This window comes from Achromobacter marplatensis, assembly GCF_049060505.1.
Taxonomy (GTDB): domain Bacteria; phylum Pseudomonadota; class Gammaproteobacteria; order Burkholderiales; family Burkholderiaceae_B; genus Achromobacter; species Achromobacter marplatensis_A.
The window spans coordinates 31,226-52,368 of the sequence record NZ_JBMGRB010000016.1 but is presented as its reverse complement, the minus strand read 5'-3'; the positions used below and the strand labels follow the sequence as shown (position 1 = coordinate 52,368).

Annotated in this window: 19 protein-coding genes and 1 riboswitch; of the genes, 6 read left to right on the top strand and 13 right to left on the bottom strand. The window is 66.2% G+C overall.

Annotated elements, in window-relative coordinates; all coding sequences use genetic code 11:
* Nucleotides 1-9: 9 nt before the first annotated feature.
* Nucleotides 10-185, top strand: a riboswitch (yybP-ykoY riboswitch).
* A 7-nt stretch (nt 186-192) separates the two neighbouring features.
* Nucleotides 193-768: a manganese efflux pump MntP gene (mntP, locus tag ACI0FO_RS28305; RefSeq protein WP_416031909.1), complete on the top strand. Its 576-nt coding sequence runs from the start codon at nt 193-195 to the stop codon at nt 766-768.
* A gap of 23 nt (nt 769-791) precedes the next feature.
* On the opposite strand, the gene ACI0FO_RS28300 is transcribed toward mntP, so the two are convergent.
* Genes ACI0FO_RS28300 through ACI0FO_RS28285 form a run of 4 tightly spaced genes read right to left on the bottom strand, consistent with a single transcriptional unit; the run spans nt 792 to nt 7,575 of the window.
* A complete protein-coding gene (locus ACI0FO_RS28300; RefSeq protein ID WP_416031908.1) occupies nt 792-2,546 on the bottom strand; it encodes an ABC transporter ATP-binding protein in 1,755 nt (584 codons plus the stop codon).
* Complete coding sequence (locus tag ACI0FO_RS28295) at nt 2,543-4,279, bottom strand: ABC transporter ATP-binding protein (protein WP_416031907.1); 1,737 nt, start codon at nt 4,277-4,279, stop codon at nt 2,543-2,545. Before ACI0FO_RS28295 ends, ACI0FO_RS28300 begins: the two co-directional genes overlap by 4 nt.
* Complete coding sequence (locus tag ACI0FO_RS28290) at nt 4,276-5,463, bottom strand: MFS transporter (RefSeq protein WP_416031906.1); 1,188 nt, start codon at nt 5,461-5,463, stop codon at nt 4,276-4,278. Before ACI0FO_RS28290 ends, ACI0FO_RS28295 begins: the two co-directional genes overlap by 4 nt.
* Nucleotides 5,464-5,478: 15 nt before the next feature.
* Nucleotides 5,479-7,575 (bottom strand): TonB-dependent receptor, encoded by a 2,097-nt coding sequence (locus ACI0FO_RS28285; RefSeq protein WP_416031905.1) that lies wholly within the window; start codon nt 7,573-7,575, stop codon nt 5,479-5,481.
* A 171-nt stretch (nt 7,576-7,746) separates the two neighbouring features.
* On the opposite strand from ACI0FO_RS28285, the gene ACI0FO_RS28280 reads away from it, so the two are divergent.
* Complete coding sequence (locus ACI0FO_RS28280) at nt 7,747-8,670, top strand: helix-turn-helix transcriptional regulator (RefSeq protein ID WP_416031904.1); 924 nt, start codon at nt 7,747-7,749, stop codon at nt 8,668-8,670.
* Between the two features lie 47 nt (nt 8,671-8,717).
* On the opposite strand, the gene ACI0FO_RS28275 is transcribed toward ACI0FO_RS28280, so the two are convergent.
* The 9 genes from ACI0FO_RS28275 to ACI0FO_RS28235 form a co-directional block, all read right to left on the bottom strand.
* The gene (locus ACI0FO_RS28275; RefSeq protein WP_416031903.1) at nt 8,718-9,623 is read right to left on the bottom strand and encodes a LysR family transcriptional regulator; all 906 of its coding nucleotides are present in this window, start codon (nt 9,621-9,623) and stop codon (nt 8,718-8,720) included.
* Nucleotides 9,624-9,635: 12 nt separating this feature from the next.
* Nucleotides 9,636-10,118, bottom strand: coding sequence for a YajQ family cyclic di-GMP-binding protein (locus tag ACI0FO_RS28270; RefSeq protein ID WP_006222631.1), 483 nt, complete (start codon nt 10,116-10,118; stop codon nt 9,636-9,638).
* An 86-nt stretch (nt 10,119-10,204) separates the two neighbouring features.
* Nucleotides 10,205-10,993, bottom strand: coding sequence for a heme ABC transporter ATP-binding protein (locus ACI0FO_RS28265; RefSeq protein ID WP_416031902.1), 789 nt, complete (start codon nt 10,991-10,993; stop codon nt 10,205-10,207).
* The gene (locus tag ACI0FO_RS28260; RefSeq protein ID WP_416031901.1) at nt 10,990-11,988 is read right to left on the bottom strand and encodes a FecCD family ABC transporter permease; all 999 of its coding nucleotides are present in this window, start codon (nt 11,986-11,988) and stop codon (nt 10,990-10,992) included. The genes ACI0FO_RS28265 and ACI0FO_RS28260 overlap by 4 nt, the downstream gene beginning before the upstream one ends.
* Nucleotides 11,972-12,805: a heme/hemin ABC transporter substrate-binding protein gene (locus ACI0FO_RS28255; RefSeq protein ID WP_416031900.1), complete on the bottom strand. Its 834-nt coding sequence runs from the start codon at nt 12,803-12,805 to the stop codon at nt 11,972-11,974. The genes ACI0FO_RS28260 and ACI0FO_RS28255 overlap by 17 nt, the downstream gene beginning before the upstream one ends.
* A gap of 10 nt (nt 12,806-12,815) precedes the next feature.
* Nucleotides 12,816-13,862 carry a hemin-degrading factor gene (locus ACI0FO_RS28250; protein WP_416031899.1) on the bottom strand — a complete coding sequence of 349 codons (1,047 nt, stop codon included), beginning with the start codon at nt 13,860-13,862 and terminating at the stop codon, nt 12,816-12,818.
* Nucleotides 13,863-13,939: 77 nt separating this feature from the next.
* Nucleotides 13,940-16,570: a TonB-dependent receptor gene (locus ACI0FO_RS28245; protein WP_416031898.1), complete on the bottom strand. Its 2,631-nt coding sequence runs from the start codon at nt 16,568-16,570 to the stop codon at nt 13,940-13,942.
* A gap of 112 nt (nt 16,571-16,682) precedes the next feature.
* The gene (locus tag ACI0FO_RS28240) at nt 16,683-17,684 is read right to left on the bottom strand and encodes a FecR domain-containing protein (protein WP_416031897.1); all 1,002 of its coding nucleotides are present in this window, start codon (nt 17,682-17,684) and stop codon (nt 16,683-16,685) included.
* Nucleotides 17,663-18,172 carry a sigma-70 family RNA polymerase sigma factor gene (locus ACI0FO_RS28235; protein ID WP_416031896.1) on the bottom strand — a complete coding sequence of 170 codons (510 nt, stop codon included), beginning with the start codon at nt 18,170-18,172 and terminating at the stop codon, nt 17,663-17,665. Before ACI0FO_RS28235 ends, ACI0FO_RS28240 begins: the two co-directional genes overlap by 22 nt.
* A 156-nt stretch (nt 18,173-18,328) precedes the next feature.
* On the opposite strand from ACI0FO_RS28235, the gene ACI0FO_RS28230 reads away from it, so the two are divergent.
* The 4 genes from ACI0FO_RS28230 (at nt 18,329) to ACI0FO_RS28215 (ending at nt 21,123) form a co-directional block, all read left to right on the top strand.
* A complete protein-coding gene (locus ACI0FO_RS28230; RefSeq protein WP_416031895.1) occupies nt 18,329-18,796 on the top strand; it encodes a CopD family protein in 468 nt (155 codons plus the stop codon).
* Nucleotides 18,797-18,967: 171 nt separating this feature from the next.
* On the top strand, nt 18,968-19,828 hold the full coding sequence (locus ACI0FO_RS28225) for a hypothetical protein (protein ID WP_416031894.1): 861 nt from the start codon (nt 18,968-18,970) through the stop codon (nt 19,826-19,828).
* 122 nt (nt 19,829-19,950) lie between these two features.
* Nucleotides 19,951-20,640: a helix-turn-helix transcriptional regulator gene (locus tag ACI0FO_RS28220; protein ID WP_416031893.1), complete on the top strand. Its 690-nt coding sequence runs from the start codon at nt 19,951-19,953 to the stop codon at nt 20,638-20,640.
* Nucleotides 20,641-20,709: 69 nt separating this feature from the next.
* Nucleotides 20,710-21,123 (top strand): VOC family protein, encoded by a 414-nt coding sequence (locus ACI0FO_RS28215; RefSeq protein WP_416031892.1) that lies wholly within the window; start codon nt 20,710-20,712, stop codon nt 21,121-21,123.
* The last annotated feature ends 20 nt before the right edge of the window (nt 21,124-21,143 follow it).

Sequence of the window (21,143 nt, the reverse complement as noted above, 5' to 3'; positions counted from 1 at the left end):
GCTAGACTTCGACTTCTCTTTGGGGAGTAGCCTCCTTTCAGCACGATCTGAAAGGGCTTACGTCAACATTCTTGGCCCTAGCCGGCCATGGCGTAAGCGGCATTTGCGCTTGGCGAGACCACGGACTTTTCACGCGACGCTGGGCGAAGTGAAGGGTCTGTGCCGTTCTCGCCCAGTTGGACCCCGCTTCCCATGAATGTCATCTCCATCATCGTCCTTGCGTTCGCCATGTCGACGGACGCGTTCGCGGCCGCCATCAGCAAAGGCGCCGCCCTGCACAAACCCCGTCTTCCGGAAGCGCTGCGCACGGGAATCATCTTCGGCGTGATCGAAGGGATCACGCCTGTGATCGGCTGGGGGCTCGGTTCCGTCGCGGCAACGTTCGTGGCCGATTGGGACCACTGGATCGCGTTCTCGATGCTCTGTATTCTTGGGGTGCTGATGATCCGCAACGCCTTCAAGGAAGCCGACGAAGACGCGGCGCCAGTTGTCCGCCATTCTTTCTGGCTGCTGGCGGCGACCGGGTTCGCCACCAGCATCGACGCAATGGCCGTGGGCGTGGGCCTGGCGTTCGTCGACGTCAACATCGCCGTGGCGGCCATTGCTATCGGTCTGGCCACGACGTTGATGGTGACGATCGGTGTGATGCTGGGCCGCGCGCTGGGCAGCGTGGCGGGCAAGCGCGCCGAAGTGTTGGGCGGGATTGCGCTGATCGGCATCGGCTCGGCGATCCTGTACGAGCACCTGACGGCGGCGGCAGCCGTGTGACGCGCCACCGGGGCAAGGCCGCTTCAATACAAGATTTCGGCCTCCTGCGCCATCCACATGGCGCGATACCGGCCCTGGATCCGCAGCAGCTCGGCGTGCTTGCCCGACTGCGTAATCCTGCCGTCCTCGAAGACCAGGATGCGGTCGGCGGCAACGATGGTCGAAAGGCGGTGGGCGATGACGATGACGCTGCGTTGCCGTACCAGGGCATCGATAGCCGATTGCACGGCCAACTCGCTTTCGGTGTCCAGCGCGGCGGTGGGTTCGTCCAGGATGACGATGGGCGCGTTTTTCAGGATGGCGCGGGCAATGGACAAGCGTTGGCGTTCGCCGCCCGACAGCCGGTTGCCCGCTTCGCCCAACCGGGTCTGCCACCCTTGCGGAAGACGTTCGACAAAATCCAGGCAATGCGCCGCACGCGCGGCCGCGCGGATTTCCGCGTCGGTAGCCTGCGGCCGCGCCATGCCGATGTTGGCAAGCACCGTATCGTCGAAAAGATGCACGTCCTGGAACACCGTGGACACAAGACCGTTGATTTCCGCCGGCGGTATCCGTCGCAGATCGACGCCGCCGATCATGATGGCGCCCGTCTGAGGATCGGCGTGCCGCATGAGCAAGCGCGTGAACGTTGTTTTTCCCGAGCCCGATGGACCCACCAGCGCGGTCAGGCCTCGCGCCGGCAAAGTCAGTTCGATGCCGCGCAAGGCGGGCGCCGTGGCGCCCGCGTAGTGGAATCCCAGGCCCTCGACGCGAATAGCGGCATCACGCGGCGCATCGTCGGACACCGGCCATTGCGGTAACGGCGCAACCGACAGCACCGCCTCGACACGGGCGAGCGCGGCTTCAATCAGCGCGAAGATGGCGGTGAAGGATACGAAGGTCGCCATCGGTTCGGCAAAGCGCACCACCAACACCAGCACGGCTGCCAACAACGCGGCGTCCAGGGTGCCTTGGGCCACCCAGAGCGCGCCGCACGCCAGGACCCCAAGCAGGCCGAGTTCGATTACGCTGGCGATCATCAGGTCAGGTTTGGCCCCGCGTCGGTGCGCGTCGCGCTGCACGCGCTCCACCGCGTCGAAACGTTGGCGCAAGCGCTGGTTTTCGATGCCGGCGCGCCCGGTCGCCATACATACCGGAACCCCCTGCATGTACTCCAGCAGTTCGGCGCTCAGGGCTTCGTTGGCCAGTCCCGCCGCCGTCATACCCCGATCCAGCGCCGGCCGGCGCCAACGGTAAAGCGGGATGATCGCGGGAAACACCAGCAGCAGCGCCACGCCCATGCGCCAATCCAGCGTCAACAACGCCAAGGCCGTCATGGCGGGCGTCACTACCGCGCCCAGGATGAGGTTCACCACTGTCAGCACGTAGTTCATCTGTTCATCGACGCCCCCAAGCAACTTGGCGGCGATGTCGCCGGTGCGGTGGCGTTGCAAGGCTTCCAGCGGCATTCGCCGAAGTTGCTGCCCCAGACGGATACGCAGGTCATGCGAGGCGGCCGCCATATGGCCCTGGTAGTCAAAGCCCTGTGCGCGCCAACGCACGACGGTGGCGCCCAGCGCCAATAGCGAAAAGGCCACGAGCCAGGCCGCCAGCGTGCGCCACGAAGCGCCATGGACGACGGCGACGAAAAGCGGCGCGATGCAGGCAAGCGCCACGCCTTGCAACATCGCGGCCGCCAGCAGCAGCACAAGGCTAGCGCGCAGGCGGCCGGCCTGCGGACCCGCGCTGCGCATCAGGCGCCGATAGGTTTCGGACCACGAGGCCGGACGATTGCTCATGGCTGCTGTTCTCCCAAGGTCCAAAGGCGGGCGCGCTGGTGGTTGTTCCACAGGCGGGCATAGAGGCCGCCAGCGGCGATCAAGCCGTCATGCGTGCCGGTTTCGGCCAAGCGGCCGCGGTCCAGAACCAGAATCTGGTCGGCGTGGCGGACGGCATTCAGGCGATGCGCGACCATGATGACCGTCTTGCCGCGCATCAACCCAGCCAGCGCGGCGCCCACGGCACGTTCGTTCTCGGGGTCGGTCGCCGAGGTGGCCTCGTCCAATACAAGAATCGGCCGGTTCATCAAGATGGCGCGGGCGATCGTCAGGCGCTGGCGCTGCCCTCCCGAGAGGTTATTGCCGCCTTCGCGCAATACGGTGTCATACCCGTCGGGCAGCGCCGTAATGAAGTCGTGGGCCTGCGCGGCAGCGGCGGCGCGCTCGATATCGACGCGCGTGGCGTCGGGCCGGCCCATGGCGATGTTCTCGGCGACACTGCCCGAGAACAGGAAGGCATCCTGAAAAACAAAAGCGACGTGCTCGAACAGCGCTTCGCGCGTCATGTCGCGGACATCGACGCCGCCGATGGTCACGGCGCCCGCATCGACATCCCAGAAGCGCGCGATAAGCCGCGCCACGGTGCTCTTGCCTGCGCCCGACGGGCCCACCAGCGCCGTTATCCGTCCCGCCTGAGCGGTGAAGGTCAGGTCATCAAGCGCCCGCTTTCCGTCGTAGGCGAAGGTCACTCCCTGACACCTGACCGCACTGTCCGCGGGACGCCTTTGCGGCGCGCGCGCCGGCGGCAAAGGGGCGATGTCCATCACCTGCTGGATACGGGCCACGCTGAGTTTGGCCCGGTCGATCATGTGGGCCAGCGACATCATCGGGAACATGGCCTCGGCCATCCCCATCCCGAACAGCAACGCGGCCAGCCAGGTCGGAAATGTCAATTGCCCCTGCGTGATCAGCCAGGCCCCGGTCCACAACAGCAGGCCCAGCGTGGGCAGAGGCCCCAGCAGCGCAATGGAAAAACGCGCCGGAAAGCTGGCTGCGCGATACCAGTGCGTCAACATGGCCAGATAGCGCTCCAGTGCTTGATGGTAGCGGCCGAACGTGGTCTGCCCGGTATCGAAGGTGCGAACGACCGGCATGGCCTGAACGTATTCGACGACTGCCGCGCTGACCTGCTCGCGCGCCTCGTGATAGCGGCGGGTCATGGCGTCGCGCCCGCGCATGGCCCGCGACAGCACGCATCCGCCCGCCGCCAGCACGCCGACACAGACAAGCGCCAGACGCCAGTCCAGCGCAAACAACAGTATGGCGCTGGCGACCGGCATGGCGTAGCCCCGCGCATAGAGCGGCGTGCTGTCCGCGACGAATGTATGCAGCGCCTGGACATCGTCATGCACCACTTTGGCAAGCGCGCTGCTTCCCAGCGCTTGCGTGTCGCCAAAGGACAGGCGCGCGATATGCCGGACCAGGTTGGTGCGCAGGATGACCTCCAGGCGGAAGGCCGCGTAGTGCGATTGATTGAACGCCTGCAAGCGCAACACATACGCCAGCACGGTAAAGGACAGCGCGGCCGCGAACTCGCGCCAGGGAAATACCCCGGATGCGCGCGTCAGCGCCTGAACCGCCCATGCCAGGCTGGCCAGCGCCGCCATGCTGCACAACACGCCGATCACCGCCAAGGCCATGGCCAGCCGTATTCGGCCGCGAACCGGATGCAGGATCTTCCAGGGCTTGCTCATGCGGTCCTCCGAGGCGTCCAGCGCAGGCTGGCGGCGGCCGCCAGCAACGCCAACACCACGGCCGCCGCCACTACCCCGCCATAGCCGATGCGCGCGGCCAGCATCGCGCCCGCCGACGTCAGCAACATCACGAAGCACTGGCTCAGGCTGACCTGCAGGGTGTAATCGGTCGAGGGGCTTGCCGCGGACGACTGGTCCATCATCAATGTCGCCAGCACGGTCGCGGCCGGGTTGTAGAGCAGAAAGTAAGCCACGACGGCCGACCCGGCCACGGCGGCGGATCCCCATCCCATCGCGGGCAGCGCCAGGAGGCCGATACCCAGCAGTTGCAGCAGCGCGGCCGCGACCATGGCGCGGCGACGCGAGTAGCGCCGCAAGAGGCGGCCATAGGCCAGCGCGCCGGCCACACCCGCCAGCGACCCCAACACATTGACGACCAGGCCGACGCTTTCCAAGGTCCACCCGGCATCGATCAGGGATGGCATGACGATCGAATAGGCCAATGCGCTGCCAGCCGGATAAATCAGCAGCAACAGCAGCAGACGCAGGCGCCCCGGCGCGCGCCAGAACCCGATAAGACGGGAGTAGCCGGCAGGCCGCGCCGGCCGCGGCCATGCGGGTTCCTGGTAGCGCAGCAACTGCAGCCACGACATCGCGGTCAGGGCCGCCAGCGCCAGGCAGCAGCCGGTCCATCCGATAGTCGGATATAGCATCAGCATGGCCCCGCCGCCGACCAGGTTGCCCACTAGCCCGCCGCCGATTTGCAGCCCGTTTCCAAACCCGCGGTCCGCAGCGGTGAGCAGGCGGCAGGCCAGGCCATCGACGGCGATATCCTGTGTCGCCGACAGCAGCGACGTCGCCAGGCACAGCAGATAGATCAGGGCAAAGTCGGCCTGCAAGTCCAGCAGCCCGATCAGCGCCAGGCATAGCACCATGCCGCCTTGGGTGAAGAGCAGCCAGCCGCGATAGTGGCCCTGCCGTCCGATGGCATAGCGATCAATCAAGGGCGCCCACAGCGCCTTCAGCGGCCACACCATGCCCAGCAGATACACGAGGGCAATGGTATCGAGGCTGGCGCCGCGGTCGCGCAGGATGGCCGCCATGGCGACGACGAAGAACATCAGCCCCAGGAACTGGGTGCTGTAAAGGCTGGCCAGCAGGCGCCAGGCGCGTTGGGGTTGCACGATGCGGCTCCAGGGTCAGAAGGTGTACGACACGCCGACGCCAAGCGTGCGGCCGCGAGCCGGTACGCCATAGGCCACACTGGGCGGAGCGAAATACCCATAAAGGTCATACTGCTGGTCCAACAGATTGCTGCCCCACACGTAGTACTCGGCGCGGCCGTTGGCCAGCCCTAAGCGGGCGTTCAGCAAGTGGTAGTCGTCGAGATCAAAGTGGTTCTGCGGGTCGGCGGCGCGCTTGCCGACATACTGGTAATCCAGGCGGGCGTTCAACACCGGCGCCGACAGCCCCAGGAAGGCGGGCATGGCACGGCGATAGGTCACCCCCAGCGTGCCGCTCCAGCGCGAGACGTCCGGCACGCGGTTGCCGGCTTGCACGTCGCCATCGCCAACACCTGTCACGGTCGTCGTGATCTTGGCATCGATGTAGCTCAATCCCGCCGTGAAGCCCAGCCCGTTGTCGAGCCGGACGTTGCCCTGAAGTTCAGCGCCCTTGCTGCGCGTGTCGGCATTGAGCGCGTTGACGACATACGTCGCCGAGTCATAGGACAGCAAGTGGTTGTTGCGTACCTGGTTCAAATAGACGGACCCATTCAAGCCGTAGCGTCCGTCCGCGCTCAGAAACTTGAAGCCGAGTTCATAGGAATTGGTTTCCGCTGCTTTATACGGCGCGCTGTCCGCAGGCTGCGCGGCATAGTCGTTGAAGCCGGCCGGGTTATAGCCCCGGCCATAACTGCCATACACCGTCGTTTCGGACGTGAGCGAATACGCAAGCGCGATGCGGCCGGTGGTGAAAGTGTCGTCGAGCTTGCGGTGGTCGGTCTGGACGCTGCCCCCGCCGTGGTATTCGCCGGCATACGTCTTCTTCACCCATGACTGGCGCAGCCCTGTCGTCAGCTTCCACTGCTCGGCGATGGGATAGGTCATTTCTCCATAGACGCCATACCGGTCTGTGTCGAAATCGCGGTACTTGGCGCTGGCCTCGCCATAGGTGTTGCGCGGCGTGTCGTAGGAGCGCGTTGCGTGGGAATACGACAATCCCGTCACCCAGAAGACGTCGGCGCCAGGCAGCGAGGCCAGGCGTAGATCCTGCGTGAACAGGTGTTCGCGAGCTTCGTCGACGTTCCAGAACTCGCTGGAACCGCGCCCCATGGCGGTCTGCAGGCGGCGGTCGTAGACCACGGGGCCGATGTTGTAGCTATCGGTGTAGGCGGAGGTCGCCGTCAGCTTGGCGCCGTCGAAACGATGATCGGCCTGAAGGGTGTAGCGTTCGACGGTTTTCTTCGCGTCGTCCAGCAACGACGGGTCCATATCCACCGTCGGGGGTCGGCCGTAAGGCATCAGCACCAGTTGCTCGCCCAGGTGCCGGATCTGATGACGTTCGGCCGAGACCAACGCACTGGTGCGCGCGGTGATGTCCCAAAGCAGGCTGCCCCGGAAGGCCACGTCACGCGGCTCGGAAAGCGGCCGGTCGTTGCGGGCGTTTTCGATCCAGTGGTCGGAGCCGCCCGCGCGTATCGCGAAGCGGCCGGCAAGCTTGTCGGTCAGCGGACCGCCGACAGCCGCCTCGGTCAGGAACTGGCGCTCTTGGCCATACTCGGCGCGGGCGTAGCCTTCCCATTCCCGGGTCGGGCGGCGCGTCGTCAAGTTGACGGCGCCGGCCTCGCCCATGCCGCCGAACAGCGTGCCTTGCGGCCCCTTCAGTATCTCGATCTGATCGACGTCCAGCGTTCCGATGGAGATGTGGCGCGTCGAAAGCGGGCTGCCGTCGACATTCAACGCCACCGAGCTGTCGTCCATGCTCATGGGATAGAGCGCGCCGACGCCACGGATATATATCGTTGACACGTTGGCGCCGCCGGAGGAGTTCACGTTCACGCCGGGCGTGGCGCGCAGCACCTGCTCCACATTCAGCATGCGGCGCTCTTCGAGCGTGACGCCGTCCATCACATTGACGGTATACGGCAGGTCCTTATCGGTCTCGCCCGTGCCGCGCGCATGCACAGTGATGGCGGGCAAGGCGGCCGCTTCGCCGACCGGTTGGGCATGAACGGGCAGAACAATAGACAACGCCAGCGTGGGCAGAGACAGCGCCGGCAAGGCAGGGAATCGCATTGGGGGCCTTTCAGGAAGATCGGGGATTCGGGTCGGATACGGCTGGCCGGGCCGTATTTGCAGGGTCAACACAAATGGATGATAATGATTTCCATTTGTATTTCTACCCGAATCGGATCACGTCCCCCGATCGGATCACCTTATCGGGTGCGAACCGCCATGAGTTCCGGCATGATCCCGCTGTCCCGCGTTGTCACCGATACCTCGGTGCTGCGTCTTGGCCCTGGCAGCATTTGCCACATCACCCGCGTACCGCTGCAAGAAGGCGCGCAACTGGTCTATTGGCGCAGCGCCTTCAAGGAAGCGCTAGACATTCCCTTGCAGGATGACAGCGACTACGTCCATTTCAGCTTCAACAGCCGCATGCAAGGGCGCGCCGCCTGCCGCTTCGAACGCTGGGAAGGCGGCCGGGAATTCGCCGTAAGCGAAGGCCTGGGCAGCATTAGCTATGGTCCCGGGCGGCGCGGACATTATTGTCAGGAAGGCCGGCTGGACAACGTGACCGTCATGGTGCGGCCGGACGTCCTTAAGCGCTGGACCCACGATGTCGACGGCAGCCTGGCGAATGGCCTGGCCTCGTCGGCGTGCTTCCTGCACGGCCATGGCGGCGCCGAACTGCAAAGCACGGCGCATCTGCTGGCGCAGACCCTGGCTGGCAAAGATCCAACAAGCCGTCACGGGCTGTGGATGCAAGCCCAGGCGTTGATGCTGGTGAGTCTGTTCCTGGAGTCCTGCTCGCGGCCTTTGGCCGGCTTGTCGGCCAGCGCCCAACAGCGGATGGCCCGCGTCCTCGAACATCTGTTGGCCGACCTGAGCCGAGCGCCCAGCCTCGCCGCGCTGGCTGACGACGCCGGCGTGAGCGTGCCGACCTTGGTGCGGGCATTCCGCCGCCAGTACGGATGCAGCATCTACACCTATTTCCAGTCAGAACGCATGCGCCAAGCGCAGGCGCTGTTGCTGCGCGGCCGCCTATCGGTGGCCCATGTGGCGGCGGATCTGGGTTACAGCAACCCCAGCCACTTCGCGGCTGCGTTCCGCAAGCAGTTCGGCGTCAATCCCTCATCGCTGCGCCATGGCAAGCAGGCGGCGGCCTGACCCGCCGGCACGGCTGTCGGCTTTCGGGCTTGAGTGCCTTCCCCGCGTTACCAACTATTCTCGGCGCCCTTCTGGAAATAGCCCACCAGGAAATCCACGAACACCCGGACCTTGGCCGACAAGTGATGCCGTTCCGGGAACACCGCGTAAATGTCGGCTTGCGGCAAGGCATAGTCTTCCAGCACGCGCACCAACCGGCCGCTGCGCAAGTAGCGGGCCAAGTCCCATTCCGCGCGCTGCAGGATGCCCAAACCGGCAAGGCCCCAGGTCAGCGTCACTTCGCCATCGTTACTGCTGAGATTGCCGCGCACCTTCACGGTTTCGCTGCGGCGGCCCTTGGTGAACCGCCATAGTCCGTAGGCAGCCTCGTTCTGCCGCAGCACGATGCACTGGTGCCGTGTCAGGTCGTGCGGCGTGGCCGGGATGCCGTGTGCTTTCAGGTAGGCGGGAGACGCGCAGACCAGGCGCCGGTTGGGCGCGATCTTGCGGGCGATCAGGCGGGTGTCGGGCAAGTCGCCGAAGCGCACCGCGACGTCGAACGCGTCCTGGACGAAATCGGCGGGACGGTCGGTCAGCTGCAATTGCAGCGATACGTCGGGATATTTCGCGGCGAATTCCGCGATGGCAGGCGCGATGTAGCTGCGGCCGAAGCCCAGTGGCGCGTTGACTTTCAATAGCCCGCTGGGGCTGGCCTGGCGGCTGGCGATCAGCGTATCCAGGTCTTCGATCTCGCCCAGGATGCGGCGGGCGCTTTCCAGGTAGACCTCGCCTTCGGCCGTGAGGCTCAGGCGCCGCGTGCTGCGGTTGAACAGCCGCACGCCCAGCCGCGCTTCGATTTGCGCCAGCCGCTTGCTGACGGCGGCTGGCGTGACATCCAGTTCCCGCGCCGCGGCCGACATGCCGCCGGCCCGCGCGAGTTCAACGACAAGTTGCAGCTCCGTGGAATGACCCATGAGCCGGCGGCATCAATCGCGGAAGTTCTCGAACTGCAGGGGCAGATCGACGTCGGTCTTTTTCAGTAGCGCAATGGCCGTTTGAAGGTCATCGCGCTTTTTACCGGTGATGCGCAGCTTGTCGCCGTTGATCTGGGATTCCACCTTGAGCTTGGCGTTCTTGATGGCGGCGATCAGCTTCTTGGCCACCGGCTGTTCGATGCCCTGCTTGATGGTCACCTTCTGCCGCGCGCCGCCCAGGTTTTCCAAGGGGTCGGCCACATCCAGGCAACGCACGTCGATGCCGCGGGCAGACAGGCGGCCGCGCAGGATGTCGAGCATCTGCTTCAACTGGAATGCGCTGGAGGCGACCTGGGTCACGACGAAGCCTTCCAATTCGAACTTGGCATCGGTGCCTTTGAAGTCGAAGCGGGTGGAGAGTTCGCGGTTCGCCTGGTCGATGGCGTTGGTGAGTTCGTGTTTGTCGACTTCGGAGACGACGTCAAAAGTAGGCATGACACGGGTCCTGTTGAGTAATGGGTGAAATTGGCGAATACATGCGTATCGTCTATTTTACCGACCCCGCGCGGCCCGTGTCGTTCTCAGTCGGTCAGCACCAGCAGCCGTCCGGCTTGCAGCGGGTGCGCAACCACCTGGGCGTCGATGCCGTAGGCCAGATACAGATTGGCCGGCGTCAGCACCTGGCCGGGCGTGCCCGCCGCGATACCCCGCCCGCCGCTCAGCAGCAGCAGGCGGTCGCACCAACGCGCCGCCAGGTTCATGTCGTGCAGGATCACCAGTACGCCCGTATTGCCGGCGTGCGCCAGTTCCCAGGCGCGGCGCAGCAGGTCGATCTGGTGCTTTGGGTCCAGGCTGGCCGTGGGCTCGTCCAGCAGCAGGTAACGCGCTTCGCCGGGGCCTCGCGCGGCATGGCATTGCACCAGCACGCGGGCGAATTGCACGCGCTGCTGTTCGCCGCCGGACAATTCGGGATAGCGGCGCCCGTCCAGATGCGCCACGTCGGCCAGCTCCAGCGCCTGGGTCACCAATGCGTCCACCTGCGCGGGCGGCAATTCAGGAAACGGATACGCCCCCATGGCGACGACTTCCCGCACATTCAAGTCGAAGGTCAATCCGGGCTTTTGAGGCAACACGGCGCGGCGGCGCGCCTGCTGCCGGTGCGCCAGGGCGGCAAGCGCGATGCCGTCCAGGCACGCCTGGCCCGAGTCGGAGGTCAGCTCGGCCGCCAACGCGCCCAGCAGGGTCGACTTGCCCGCGCCGTTGGCGCCCAGCAGGCCCACGACTTCGCCCGGTTGAACGTCCAGCGATACGTCGGTCAGGATGCGCGCGCCCCCTCGGGACAGCGTCAGGTTGCGTGCGGAAAGGGTCATCCGATTCTCCTTCCGCGCGCCAGCAGCCACAGGAAGAAGGGGCCGCCCACCAAGCCCGTCACCAGGCCGATCGGCAATTCGGCCGGCACGACCGCCGTGCGGGCCGCCCAATCGGCCAATACCAGCGCCAACGCACCGGCGATGACAGTGGCGGGCAGCAGCCAGCGGTGATTGGCGCCCAGCGTCATGCGCACCAGATGCGGCACCACCAGCCCGACAAAAACGATGGTGCCCGTGGCGGCGACCAGCGGGCCGACGATCAACGCGCTGGCCAGCACCAGCTTGGCCCGCACGCGTTTCAGCGCATAGCCCAAATGCTGCGCTTCGCGTTCGCCCAGCAGCAAGGCGTTCATGACGCGCCACTGGCTGACCAGCCACACGCTGACGAGCAGGACCCACGGGCCCAGGAAAGCCAGCAGGGTCCAGTTGGCCCCGCCCAGGCTGCCCATGTTCCAGAAAGTCAGATCGCGCAATTGCGCATCGGTGGCGATGAACGTCAGCACGCCGATCAGGCTGAATGCCATCGCGGTGATCGCCACGCCGGCCAGCAGCAGGCCCGCCACGCCCGGCACCCGGCGGCCAATCGCATAGGCGCACAGCGTCGCCAGCAGGCTGCCGATGAATGCCGAGGGCGCCGTGACCCAGAACCCGCCCGACAACAGCACGATGGCGGCAACCGCCCCCAGCGCGCCCCCCGCCGAAATGCCGATCAGGCCGGGTTCGGCCAGCGGGTTCCTGAACAGCGCCTGCATGGCCGCGCCCGATATCGCCAAGCCCGCCCCGGTCACCATCGCGAACAGCACGCGCGGCAGGCGGATGTCGATCAGCACATTGCGCCACAGGGCGTTTTCCGGCGTGGCCGCGCCCCATAGCAAGGACGGCAGTTCGCGCATCGGGATGGCCACCGCGCCATTGGCCGTGGCGGCCAGCGCCGCCAGCACCAAGGCCGCGGCCAAGAGGCCCAACGCCCATGGCGCGCTAACGCGCCATGACATCCGCGACCTCCTTCTTCAATTCGGTCAACGCCAGCGGCAGACGCGGCCCCATGCCCAGGATCAGCAGATCGTCCATCACGACCACCCGCCGCTTGGCTGCGGCTTGCGTGGAGGCAATGCCCGGCAGGCGCAGGAAGGCCTCCATGCCGCCGCCTGCATCCAGCGAGGCCTGCGTCACCACGATCAGGTCGGGCGCCAGCGCGCCGACCGCTTCGGCCGACAAGGGCTTGTAGCCTTGCTGATCATGCAGCACGTTGACCAGCCCCGCCAAGTGCATGACTTCGTTGGCGGCCGTGTCGCGGCCCGCGCCTTGCGGCGACCCGGTCCGGTTGATAAGCAGCAACGCCCGAGCGCGGGTGGCGGGCAAGGCTTCGGCGCGAGCCAGTTCCCGCGTAACCTCGTCCACCATGCGTTCGCCGGCCGGCGCCACGCCCAGCGCGTCGGCCACGCTGCGGATACGCGCCTTCAGCGAATCCACCGAGGGCGCGTCCGACACCGTCACGACCCGAACGCCCACGCCCTGCAGGCGCTTGAGCGCATCCGGCGGGCCAGCCTGCTCCGACGCCAGCACCAAGTCAGGTTTTAGCGACAGCACGCCTTCCACCGGAACGGCGCGGTAGTAGCCCACGCGCGGCAGTTTGGTGGCGGCTTCGGGATACAGGCTGGACAGGTCGTCACCCACCAGCCGGTCGCCCTGCCCCAGGCCATAGACGATTTCCGTCACGCTGCCGCCCAGCGTCACGACCCGGCTGGGTTCGGCGGCATGCACGCCCGCCGCCATCACCCAGCCCAATGCAATTGCCAGCCACTTTTTCATCAAGGGATCCTTAGGCGGCCAAGGGTGCGCCGCACAAGCTGATCATCAATTCGCGCCAGCCGGTCAGTTCGGGCTTGCCCGGTTTGCGTTCGCCGAAGAACTGCACGATCAGGTCGCCGTTGGCCGCGTACACCTCCAGCGACGTCACCCAACCATCGGAGGTGGGCTTGTTCACGACCCAGGCCGACGCGATAGCGGTGGTGTCCAGATGCAGGTTGAACTTGGGGTCAAGCACGTTGTACCAGGGGCCGGTGCGGCGCAGTTGCTGCACGGGACCGGTATGGATCTGGATCATGCCGCGGTTGCCCACGAAGCACATGATCGACAGGCCCGATTCGGCGGCCGATTGCAGCATGCGTTCCACGGATTCCGCCGGCACGGGCTGCGCCAGGTCTTCGCCCGCCGCAGCCAGCGCGGCCAGGCGCGACACCTTGAACTTTCGCAGCAGCGGGAAGAACTCGTGTGTGTCTTTCATGCCAAGCCAGGCTTCGCGCCAGCCCGCAGCGTCTTCGATCTGTTCAGCGTCGGCGGCGGGAGCATAGGCGGTGGTTTCCGGCCATTGCGGTTCGCCTGCGAACTTGGCGACCAGCGCTGCGTAGGCGGCGGCGTCCGTGGCATCGGTGCGATAGACCTTGTGCACGGCCACGCCGGCGCCGTCAAAGAATTGCAGGCTGTGGCGGCCATCCTGCTCGACCGCCCAGGCGGACTTCCAGGCGGAGAAGAACACGCGCAGGTCGATGTCCGGCCCCAACACCAGGCCCACCGGGCCATCGGCCTGGATGTCCAGGTAGGCGCCGTGACGTTCGTGCACACACCAGTCGTTGCGCGTCAGCGCCATCACTTCGCCCAGCGTGCCGAATTCGCGGAAGATGGCTTGGGGCGCGCCGTGCAGCGCGGTCGCCTTCACCCCGCCACAACCGGCAGCAACCCATTCCGCTTCGGACACGCCCAGCGCCTGGGCAAGGTTGCGGGCGCGCAACCCGGGTTGCGCGACCGCCAGTTCGTCGTTGCGGACGCGCAGCGCTTGCGCGCGGGAGTTGAAATCTTGGTTCGTCATCGTAGGCCCTCCGGCCAGAGCAGAGCATTCTTGAAAAACCACCGCCGGACCCGCATGCGGGCGGCGGTGGCGCGAAATCAATACTGGTACGTCAGCGACACCCGAACGCTGCGGCCCGGTTCCGTATACCAATCCACCGTGCGCGGCAGCGCCTGGGTCCCTGCGGTGGGCACGTTGATGGCTTCCCAGTACTTCTTGTCGAACAGGTTGAACACGCCAGCCTGCACTTGCAGCCCCTTCACCGTGGCCGGACGCCAATAGCCCATCAAGTCCACCACGCCGTAACCCGGCGCCTGGAAGTCGGCATTGGCTGCCGCCGGCGGGCCATCGGGGTATTCGACCTTGTCGCGCTTGAGCGCGGTGGTCAACAGGGCGTCCACGCCCCATACGTCTCGGCCATAACCCACACCGACGATGGCCTTCAACGGCGCCACCGAATTCAGGTGCTGCCCCGTGCCTTCATCCTTGCCCACGGTCCATGCCACCGAGCCCCACGTGCGCCAACCCGGCGCGAACTTCCAATGCGCGCTGGCTTCGGCGCCGTAGATGCGGACCTTCGCGCGGTTGACGTTGCCCGTGATGCCCAGCGGATACTGCCCCGTCCAACCCGGCTGCCACTGCGGCGAGCTCGGGTTCAACGGCTGATTGGCATCGATGAAGTTCTGATAACGATTATCAAACAACGATACCGCACCGCCCAGGTCGTCGCTGCCCATCTTGGCGCCCAATTCCCACCCCTTGCTGGTTTCGGGCTTCAGATAGGGATTGCCCACGCGCAGATAGGTTCCGGGGCCACCGTAGTTGGTGTAGAGCTGGCTGGCGCTGGGCGCCTTGAAACCGTAGGCATACTGGGCGTACAGGCTCAGTTGCTCGGCCGCTTTCCATGTGCCCAGCAGCTTGGGCGAGAAACGGTTACCGCTATTGGACGGCGGCAAGGCGCCTGCGTTGGGATTGCTTTCGTAGCTGGCGGTGGACTGGGGCTTTTGTTCGTAGTGGTCGTAGCGCAGCGCGGGCATGACGGTATAGCGGCCGTCAGCGAAGCTGAATTCGTCCTGCACCCACAACGCCCATTGGTTGCCCTTGGATTGCGGCACGTCGGCCTGGTTGGTGTGCAGCATGTCGCACGAACGCGGGCCGAACGGCGCGGGCAGGCCCGGGCGCACCACCGGGCAGTTGTCGTACCCGCTGGAGTTCTGCTCGGTCTTGTTGCCGTACCACTCGCCGCCCACAGTCCACAGCTGCGATACCGAGGCGCCGCCCAGCCGTTTGGTCAGTTCGCCATTCACGCCGAACAACGTCTGCTGGATGGAATTGCTGCGTCCGTAGGGACCGCTGGGAAAGCCGTAGCGGAACGGATCGCCAGGGATGATGCGCGCGCGGGAATCCACGCTGCGCACGCCGTCCAGGGCGTTGTCCAGCCGCATGCGCTGCCAATAGACGACGGCGGTGGCGGTGTCGATCAGGCTGCCTTCGCCGGGCGCTTTATAGGAATAATCGAACGACACGCGTTCGCGCTCGGTTTCCTTCTTGGTGCTGTTTTCGCCGTACAGGTAGCTGGTGCCCGCGCCTTGGTCGTACATGTTGTCGATGTCGGCGCGGCGCTTGAAATACTCGCCAGTCAGGCCGAATCGGTGCCCGCCTTCGACCCGTTGCTGCAGCTTCATCAGGAAGCTCTGCTGGTCGTAGTCTTCGGGGCTGGGCTGGCTGCGCTTGGGGCCGTAGCCGCCGACATCGCCGCGGTTGTCCACATCGTGGCCGTTGCGCACGCCGGCCTGCACCAGCCAGAACGTGTTGCTGTGGATCTGGCCCGCCAGCGCGGCGTTGGCGCCCCAGCTGGCGTCGGCGGAATCGTAATCGGTCTTGGCCAGCGCGCCGAACGTCTTGCCGCCGGTCAGCAGGTCGGACGGTTCCAGCGTGTACAAGTCGGCGGTGGCGGACAGGGCGCCCGAGCCGCCGCCGGTCGAATCGGCGCCGCGCACGATGTCCAGCCGCGACAGGCTGTTGAAGTCCACGGCCTCCAGGCCGCCCTTCACGCCGCGCGCGCCATCGTCCAGCCACGGTAAGCGGATGCCGTCCACGCGCGTCAACACCCGGTCCTGATCCAGGCCGCGGATGTTGATGCTGTTGGTCGTCCGATTGAAGGTCACGCCCGCTTCGGCGCGCTTGCCCAGATCGCTCCAATTCTTGATCTGAAGGTCGTCCATTTTTTTGCGGTCGGTGCTGGTTTCCCAGGCGGGCGTCACCACGGCCCCCTCGCCTTCCACCTGCACCGGGGTAAGCAGCGTCACGCCCGGTTGCGGCGCGGCCAACAGCACGAAGACCCCGGCGCTGCGCTCTTGCGCGGCCAGGCCGCTACCAGCCAGCAAGCGCGCGAAGCCTTCACTGACGGAGTACGTGCCGTCCAGCCCGCCAGAACGGCGTTGCCCCACCAGCGCGGCGTCGAACAGCACCGTCACGCCGGCGCTGTCCGCAAAACGCGGCAGCGCCTCGGCCAAGGCGCCGGCCGGGATGCGATAGCTGCGCGCGGCGGCCTGCCCCGCCGCTTGCGCGGTGGCCTGCGCTTGCGCGGCGGTCATCGGCAACATGACGCTGGCGACGGCCGCGAACGCCAATGCGGCATGCACGGCGCAGGTCAGGCGGGTCAACCGGACCTGCGCGTCCGGAGCGTTTCGGGAGCCGCTTGCGCGGCCGGCGGGTAGATAAGCCATGGTCGTCCTTTCGATCCAACGGGTATCGGCATTCGTTTGCCTATACAGACCATGACCCTCGTGAATCGCGAACCGGACAGCTTGGGCGCCACTATTTTGTAACGGCCGAAAATCACGCGGCCCCCACCCGAGGCCCGATCGTCACCCAATAGGCCGTGCGGTAGCGGACCTGCACCGGCAGCGTCGCCGGCAAGGCGGCCAGCACGGCATCCGTGTCGTTCAACTGGAAGGCGCCGGAGATGCGCAGATGCGCGATGGCCGGATCGCAACGCAGCACGCCCGAGCGGTACCGCCCCAATTCGGAGGCGAATGCGTCCAGGCGCAATTGGTTGGCGTACAGCACGCCGCGCATCCAATCGCTGGCATGCGGATCGGCGGGCGAAGGCGCGGAGACGCCGTCCGCCATCAGCTTGCCCTGCTCGCCCGCCGCAAGACCAAGCATGCGGCCCGGGTTTGCACCGCTGCTGACACGGACTTGCCCTTCCTGCACGCTGACCTGGCATTGCCCGCCCTCTTGGCGCACGCAGAAGCGCGACGGCATCGCCTCGATATCACCCAGGCTCGTGCGGACCACGAACGGCCGCGCATGGGGTGAAGCATCCGCCACCGCATGCACGGCGATCTCGCCCGACCGCAGGCGCACGAGCCGCGTCGCGGCGTCGAACGCCACGTCCACTGCGCTGGCCGTATTCAGATGCACGGTGGAGCCGTCGGCCAGCGTGATATCGCGCCGCTGGCCAGGCCCGCTGCGATAGTCCGCCGTCCAGTCCAGGGGATCGGCGCGCCACGCGGCCCATCCGAGGGGGCCAGCCATCATCAAGGCCACCAGCGCCTTCAACGCCGCGCGCCGCTGCTGCAATTGCGGCCGGTTCAGCGTCGCCATGCCGAGCGCCGCCGGGATCAGGCCAAAGCGCTGGTTCACCCGTTGGGCGCGTTGCCAGGCGTGTTCATGTTCGGCCTTGCTGGCGCGCCACTGATCGCAGGCATGCACGTCCGCATCGGTCGCGCGGCCCGAACTCAGCCGCAGCAGCCAGCGCGCCGCCTCGCGCGCCACATTGCGCTCGACGGCAGGCAGCTCGCCAGCCGGCGCGCTCACGCCACCGCCATGATGCATTGCTCGAACCCACGGGCGATGTACCGGTGCACGGACCGCAGCGACACATTGAGCCGTTCGGCGATTTCGCCATGGCTCAGCCCTTCCAGCTGCGCCATCAGGAACGCCTGGCGCGCGGGCCAAGACAGCCCGGACAGCATTTCATCGATTTCCTGCAGCGTTTCCAGGATGATCAGCCGATGCTCGGCCGACGGCGCCACCGCTTCCGGCATTAGCGCCAGCGCTTCCAGGTAGGCGTCTTCAACCGAGCGGCGCCGGTGATGGTTCAGCAGCAGGCGCTTGGCGATCGTCGTCAGGTAGGCGCGCGGTTCCCGCAGCGCGTCCAGTTCGTGGCGGTGCCGCAGCACCCGCACGAACGTGTCCTGGGCCAGGTCGGCCGCATCAAAGGTATTGCCCAATTTCGCCCGCAACCAGCCGTGCAGCCATCCATGATGCGTGCGGTACAAAAGTTGAACGGCGTCGCCTGAAGCGAGTACAGGGTTCGGCACGACGGGCTCCCGGAACACTATGTATAAATAGAAATCAATCTCATTCTAAATGCAAAACCCTGATTCCGGTCAAGTCCGCGCAAGATTATGTTGCGGCGATATGATGGGGACAGACCGGGCCGCATTCCGCGGCCCTACCCTTGCAGGCTGCCCGCAATGTTCTATAGCGTCGTGAAATTCATCCATGTGATGGCCGTGATCCTGTGGGTCGGCGGCATGCTGTTCGCGCACTGTTTCCTGCGGCCGGCGGCCGCGCGGTTGGAACCGCCGGTGCGCCTGAAGCTGATGGCGTCGGTGCTGGGCCCCTTCCTGAACGCCGTGCTGGTGGCGATCGTGCTGATCCTGCTGACGGGCATGTCGATGATCGGCCAGGAGGCCGGCCAGGCCGTGCGCACGGGCGGGGCGTTTTTCATGCCGCTGGGCTGGACGCTGATGGCATCGGGCGGCATCGTGATGATGGCCATCTTCGGCCACATCCGCTTTGTGCTCTACAAGCGCCTGGCCGTCGCCGTCGCGGCGTCCGATTGGCCGAAAGGCGGCCAGGCGATGGCGGGCATCCGCCGCTGGGTGGGCGTGAACCTGGTGCTGGGCATCGCCATCGTGGCCATCGTCTTCACGGTCTAGCGCCGGATCCCGGCGCAGGCGCTGGATGGATACCGGCCGCCGCCGCCACCTATCGGCCAAGTGGGGACTGGTATCGGGATTCTTTCGGCTGGTGCAATACCCCGTACATCCGCAGTGGCCACACTGCGGATGACTCTCGCGGGTCACGTCAACAACGACAAGGGATTCCCCATGATCAAACGTGCATTCCACCTGGCCGCCCTCGGCCTGTTCGCCACCTCGTTCGCCGCCCAGGGCGCCGCCCCCATCGACAACAGCGCCCTGGACAAGCCGGAGTTCCGCGCCCACAAGGCCACCTACGGCGTGGTGTACCGCCTGCCGCAAGACGTCAACGCCGTCCTGGACGCCAAGATCACCGGCACGCTCAAGCAGGACCTGTTGGCGCTGGGCCTGAAGACCGAGGCCGACACGCCCAACATGCCGCACGTCACCGTGGTCCATATCCACAGCGCCGATCCCGAGACCCCCGCCCGCATGCTGCGCGCCCTGCCCAAGCCGCCCGCCCCGCTGCAGGTCACGCTGAAGACCTTCTACCCGACGGAAGCCGCCAAGGGCGCCGGCCATCCGTGGTGGCTGGATCTGGGGGTCGTCAAAAGCGGCCAGGGCTTTGAAGACATGATGCGGTACAACACCGTGGCGACCGCCGCGCTGGCTCCGTTGCGCGACGGCCCGCTGCCGCGCGTGACGGGCCCCGTCTACGCCAAGATGGGCGATGCGGGCAAAAACCTTGTCAAGACAATGGGCGTCAGCGGCGTCAACATCATGCAGGACGGCAAAGAAGTGCGCGCCCACAACCCGCACACCACGCTGGTCTACAGCATGGCAATCTACGACACCCGCTTGCAGGACGCCATGAAGCAGGAGTCGGACAAGTTCAATGCCGTGCTGCCCGATGGCATAAACACCACATTCAAAGACGTTTCCATCGTTGAAATCGGCTTTGCCGGCAACGTCGTGCGCGAGATCTACCGCGTCAGCCTGGAAGACGGCTCGGTGATCGACGTGGCGACGGGCAAGAAGGTCGGCTCTTAAGGCCGTTCTGCCGCGGGAGCGCCCATGCGCTCCCGCAGGGCTTGCGGAATAGCCGCCCGAATAGCCGACCCAATACTGCCATTTCATGGCAGCATTACGGCATCCGGTCCCTTTCCCCCGCCATGTCCCGCACCGAACGACTGCTGGAGCTGCTCCAGACCCTGCGCCGCCACCGCTTGCCTGTCAGCGGCCACCGGCTGGCCGCCGAAATGGGCATCAGCCTGCGCACGCTGTACCGCGATATCGCGACGCTGCAATGCCAGGGCGCCGAAATCGAGGGCGAACCCGGTGTGGGGTACGTGCTGCGCCCCGGCTTCATGCTGCCGCCCCTGATGTTCAGCACGGAAGAGATCGAAGCCTTGGTGCTGGGCACGCGCTGGGTGGCCGGACGTTCCGACGAACGCCTGGGCCTGGCCGCCCGCAACGCCCTGGCCAAAATCGGCGCGGTGCTGCCACAAGAGCTGCGCGACGAACTGGACGCCATTCCTTTGCTGGTCGCCCCCAGCGCCAGCGCGGTCATCGACCGGGTGGACGTGGCGCTGATCCGGCAAGCCATCCGCAACGAGCGCAAACTGGAGATCCAGTACCGCGATGACAAGGGATCCGATTCCGCTCGCGTGATCTGGCCGTTCGCGCTGGGCTTTTTCGACAGTGTGCGGCTAGTGATGGCCTGGTGCGAGCTGCGCCAGGATTTCCGGCATTTCCGCACGGACCGCATCGCCGCGCTGACTGCCGGCGACCGCTATCCCCGGCGTCGTCACGCCTTGCTGAAAGAGTGGCGCGGAATTCACCAGGAACAGCAACAAGCCTGATGCACGCTACTGCCAAAAACTGACAGTACCCCTGCCTAACATGAGCGCATCAACCACCAGGAGCGCCTCATGTCCGACACCAACTACGTCCTCTTCTACGTCGAAAAGCCCCAGGCCAGCGCCGCGTTCTACAGCGCGCTGCTGCAACGCGAGCCCGTCGAGAATTCGGCGACCTTCGCCCTCTTCGTGCTGGACTCCGGCCTGAAGTTGGGGCTGTGGTCGCGCTACACGGTGGAGCCGGCCGCGGCCGGTCGCGGCGGCGCGTCCGAACTGGCGTTCGCCGTGGCCGATCCCGACGCCGTCGACCAGCGCCATCGGGAATGGAGCCTGCGCGGCCTGCCCATCCTGCAAGCCCCCACCGATGCGGATTTCGGGCGCACCTTCGTGGCGCTGGATCCGGACGGGCACCGCCTGCGCGTGTTCTCGCTTGCGCCCGAGCTGGCCGCGTCGAACGAACGCACCGTGGCGGCCCAGTCCAGCTGACCGCGGCGCAGGCCCGCCGG

Excerpts from the sequence above, each read along its gene's own strand:
- mntP (WP_416031909.1), top strand. The coding sequence starts at position 193 with ATGAATGTCATCTCCATCATCGTCCTTGCGTTCGCCATGTCGACGGAC.
- ACI0FO_RS28300 (WP_416031908.1), bottom strand. The coding sequence starts at position 2,546 with ATGAGCAATCGTCCGGCCTCGTGGTCCGAAACCTATCGGCGCCTGATG.
- ACI0FO_RS28295 (WP_416031907.1), bottom strand. The coding sequence starts at position 4,279 with ATGAGCAAGCCCTGGAAGATCCTGCATCCGGTTCGCGGCCGAATACGG.
- ACI0FO_RS28285 (WP_416031905.1), bottom strand. The coding sequence starts at position 7,575 with ATGCGATTCCCTGCCTTGCCGGCGCTGTCTCTGCCCACGCTGGCGTTG.
- ACI0FO_RS28280 (WP_416031904.1), top strand. The coding sequence starts at position 7,747 with ATGATCCCGCTGTCCCGCGTTGTCACCGATACCTCGGTGCTGCGTCTT.
- ACI0FO_RS28275 (WP_416031903.1), bottom strand. The coding sequence starts at position 9,623 with ATGGGTCATTCCACGGAGCTGCAACTTGTCGTTGAACTCGCGCGGGCC.
- ACI0FO_RS28270 (WP_006222631.1), bottom strand. The coding sequence starts at position 10,118 with ATGCCTACTTTTGACGTCGTCTCCGAAGTCGACAAACACGAACTCACC.
- ACI0FO_RS28265 (WP_416031902.1), bottom strand. The coding sequence starts at position 10,993 with ATGACCCTTTCCGCACGCAACCTGACGCTGTCCCGAGGGGGCGCGCGC.
- ACI0FO_RS28260 (WP_416031901.1), bottom strand. The coding sequence starts at position 11,988 with ATGTCATGGCGCGTTAGCGCGCCATGGGCGTTGGGCCTCTTGGCCGCG.
- ACI0FO_RS28255 (WP_416031900.1), bottom strand. The coding sequence starts at position 12,805 with ATGAAAAAGTGGCTGGCAATTGCATTGGGCTGGGTGATGGCGGCGGGC.
- ACI0FO_RS28250 (WP_416031899.1), bottom strand. The coding sequence starts at position 13,862 with ATGACGAACCAAGATTTCAACTCCCGCGCGCAAGCGCTGCGCGTCCGC.
- ACI0FO_RS28245 (WP_416031898.1), bottom strand. The coding sequence starts at position 16,570 with ATGGCTTATCTACCCGCCGGCCGCGCAAGCGGCTCCCGAAACGCTCCG.
- ACI0FO_RS28240 (WP_416031897.1), bottom strand. The coding sequence starts at position 17,684 with ATGCATCATGGCGGTGGCGTGAGCGCGCCGGCTGGCGAGCTGCCTGCC.
- ACI0FO_RS28230 (WP_416031895.1), top strand. The coding sequence starts at position 18,329 with ATGTTCTATAGCGTCGTGAAATTCATCCATGTGATGGCCGTGATCCTG.
- ACI0FO_RS28225 (WP_416031894.1), top strand. The coding sequence starts at position 18,968 with ATGATCAAACGTGCATTCCACCTGGCCGCCCTCGGCCTGTTCGCCACC.
- ACI0FO_RS28220 (WP_416031893.1), top strand. The coding sequence starts at position 19,951 with ATGTCCCGCACCGAACGACTGCTGGAGCTGCTCCAGACCCTGCGCCGC.
- ACI0FO_RS28215 (WP_416031892.1), top strand. The coding sequence starts at position 20,710 with ATGTCCGACACCAACTACGTCCTCTTCTACGTCGAAAAGCCCCAGGCC.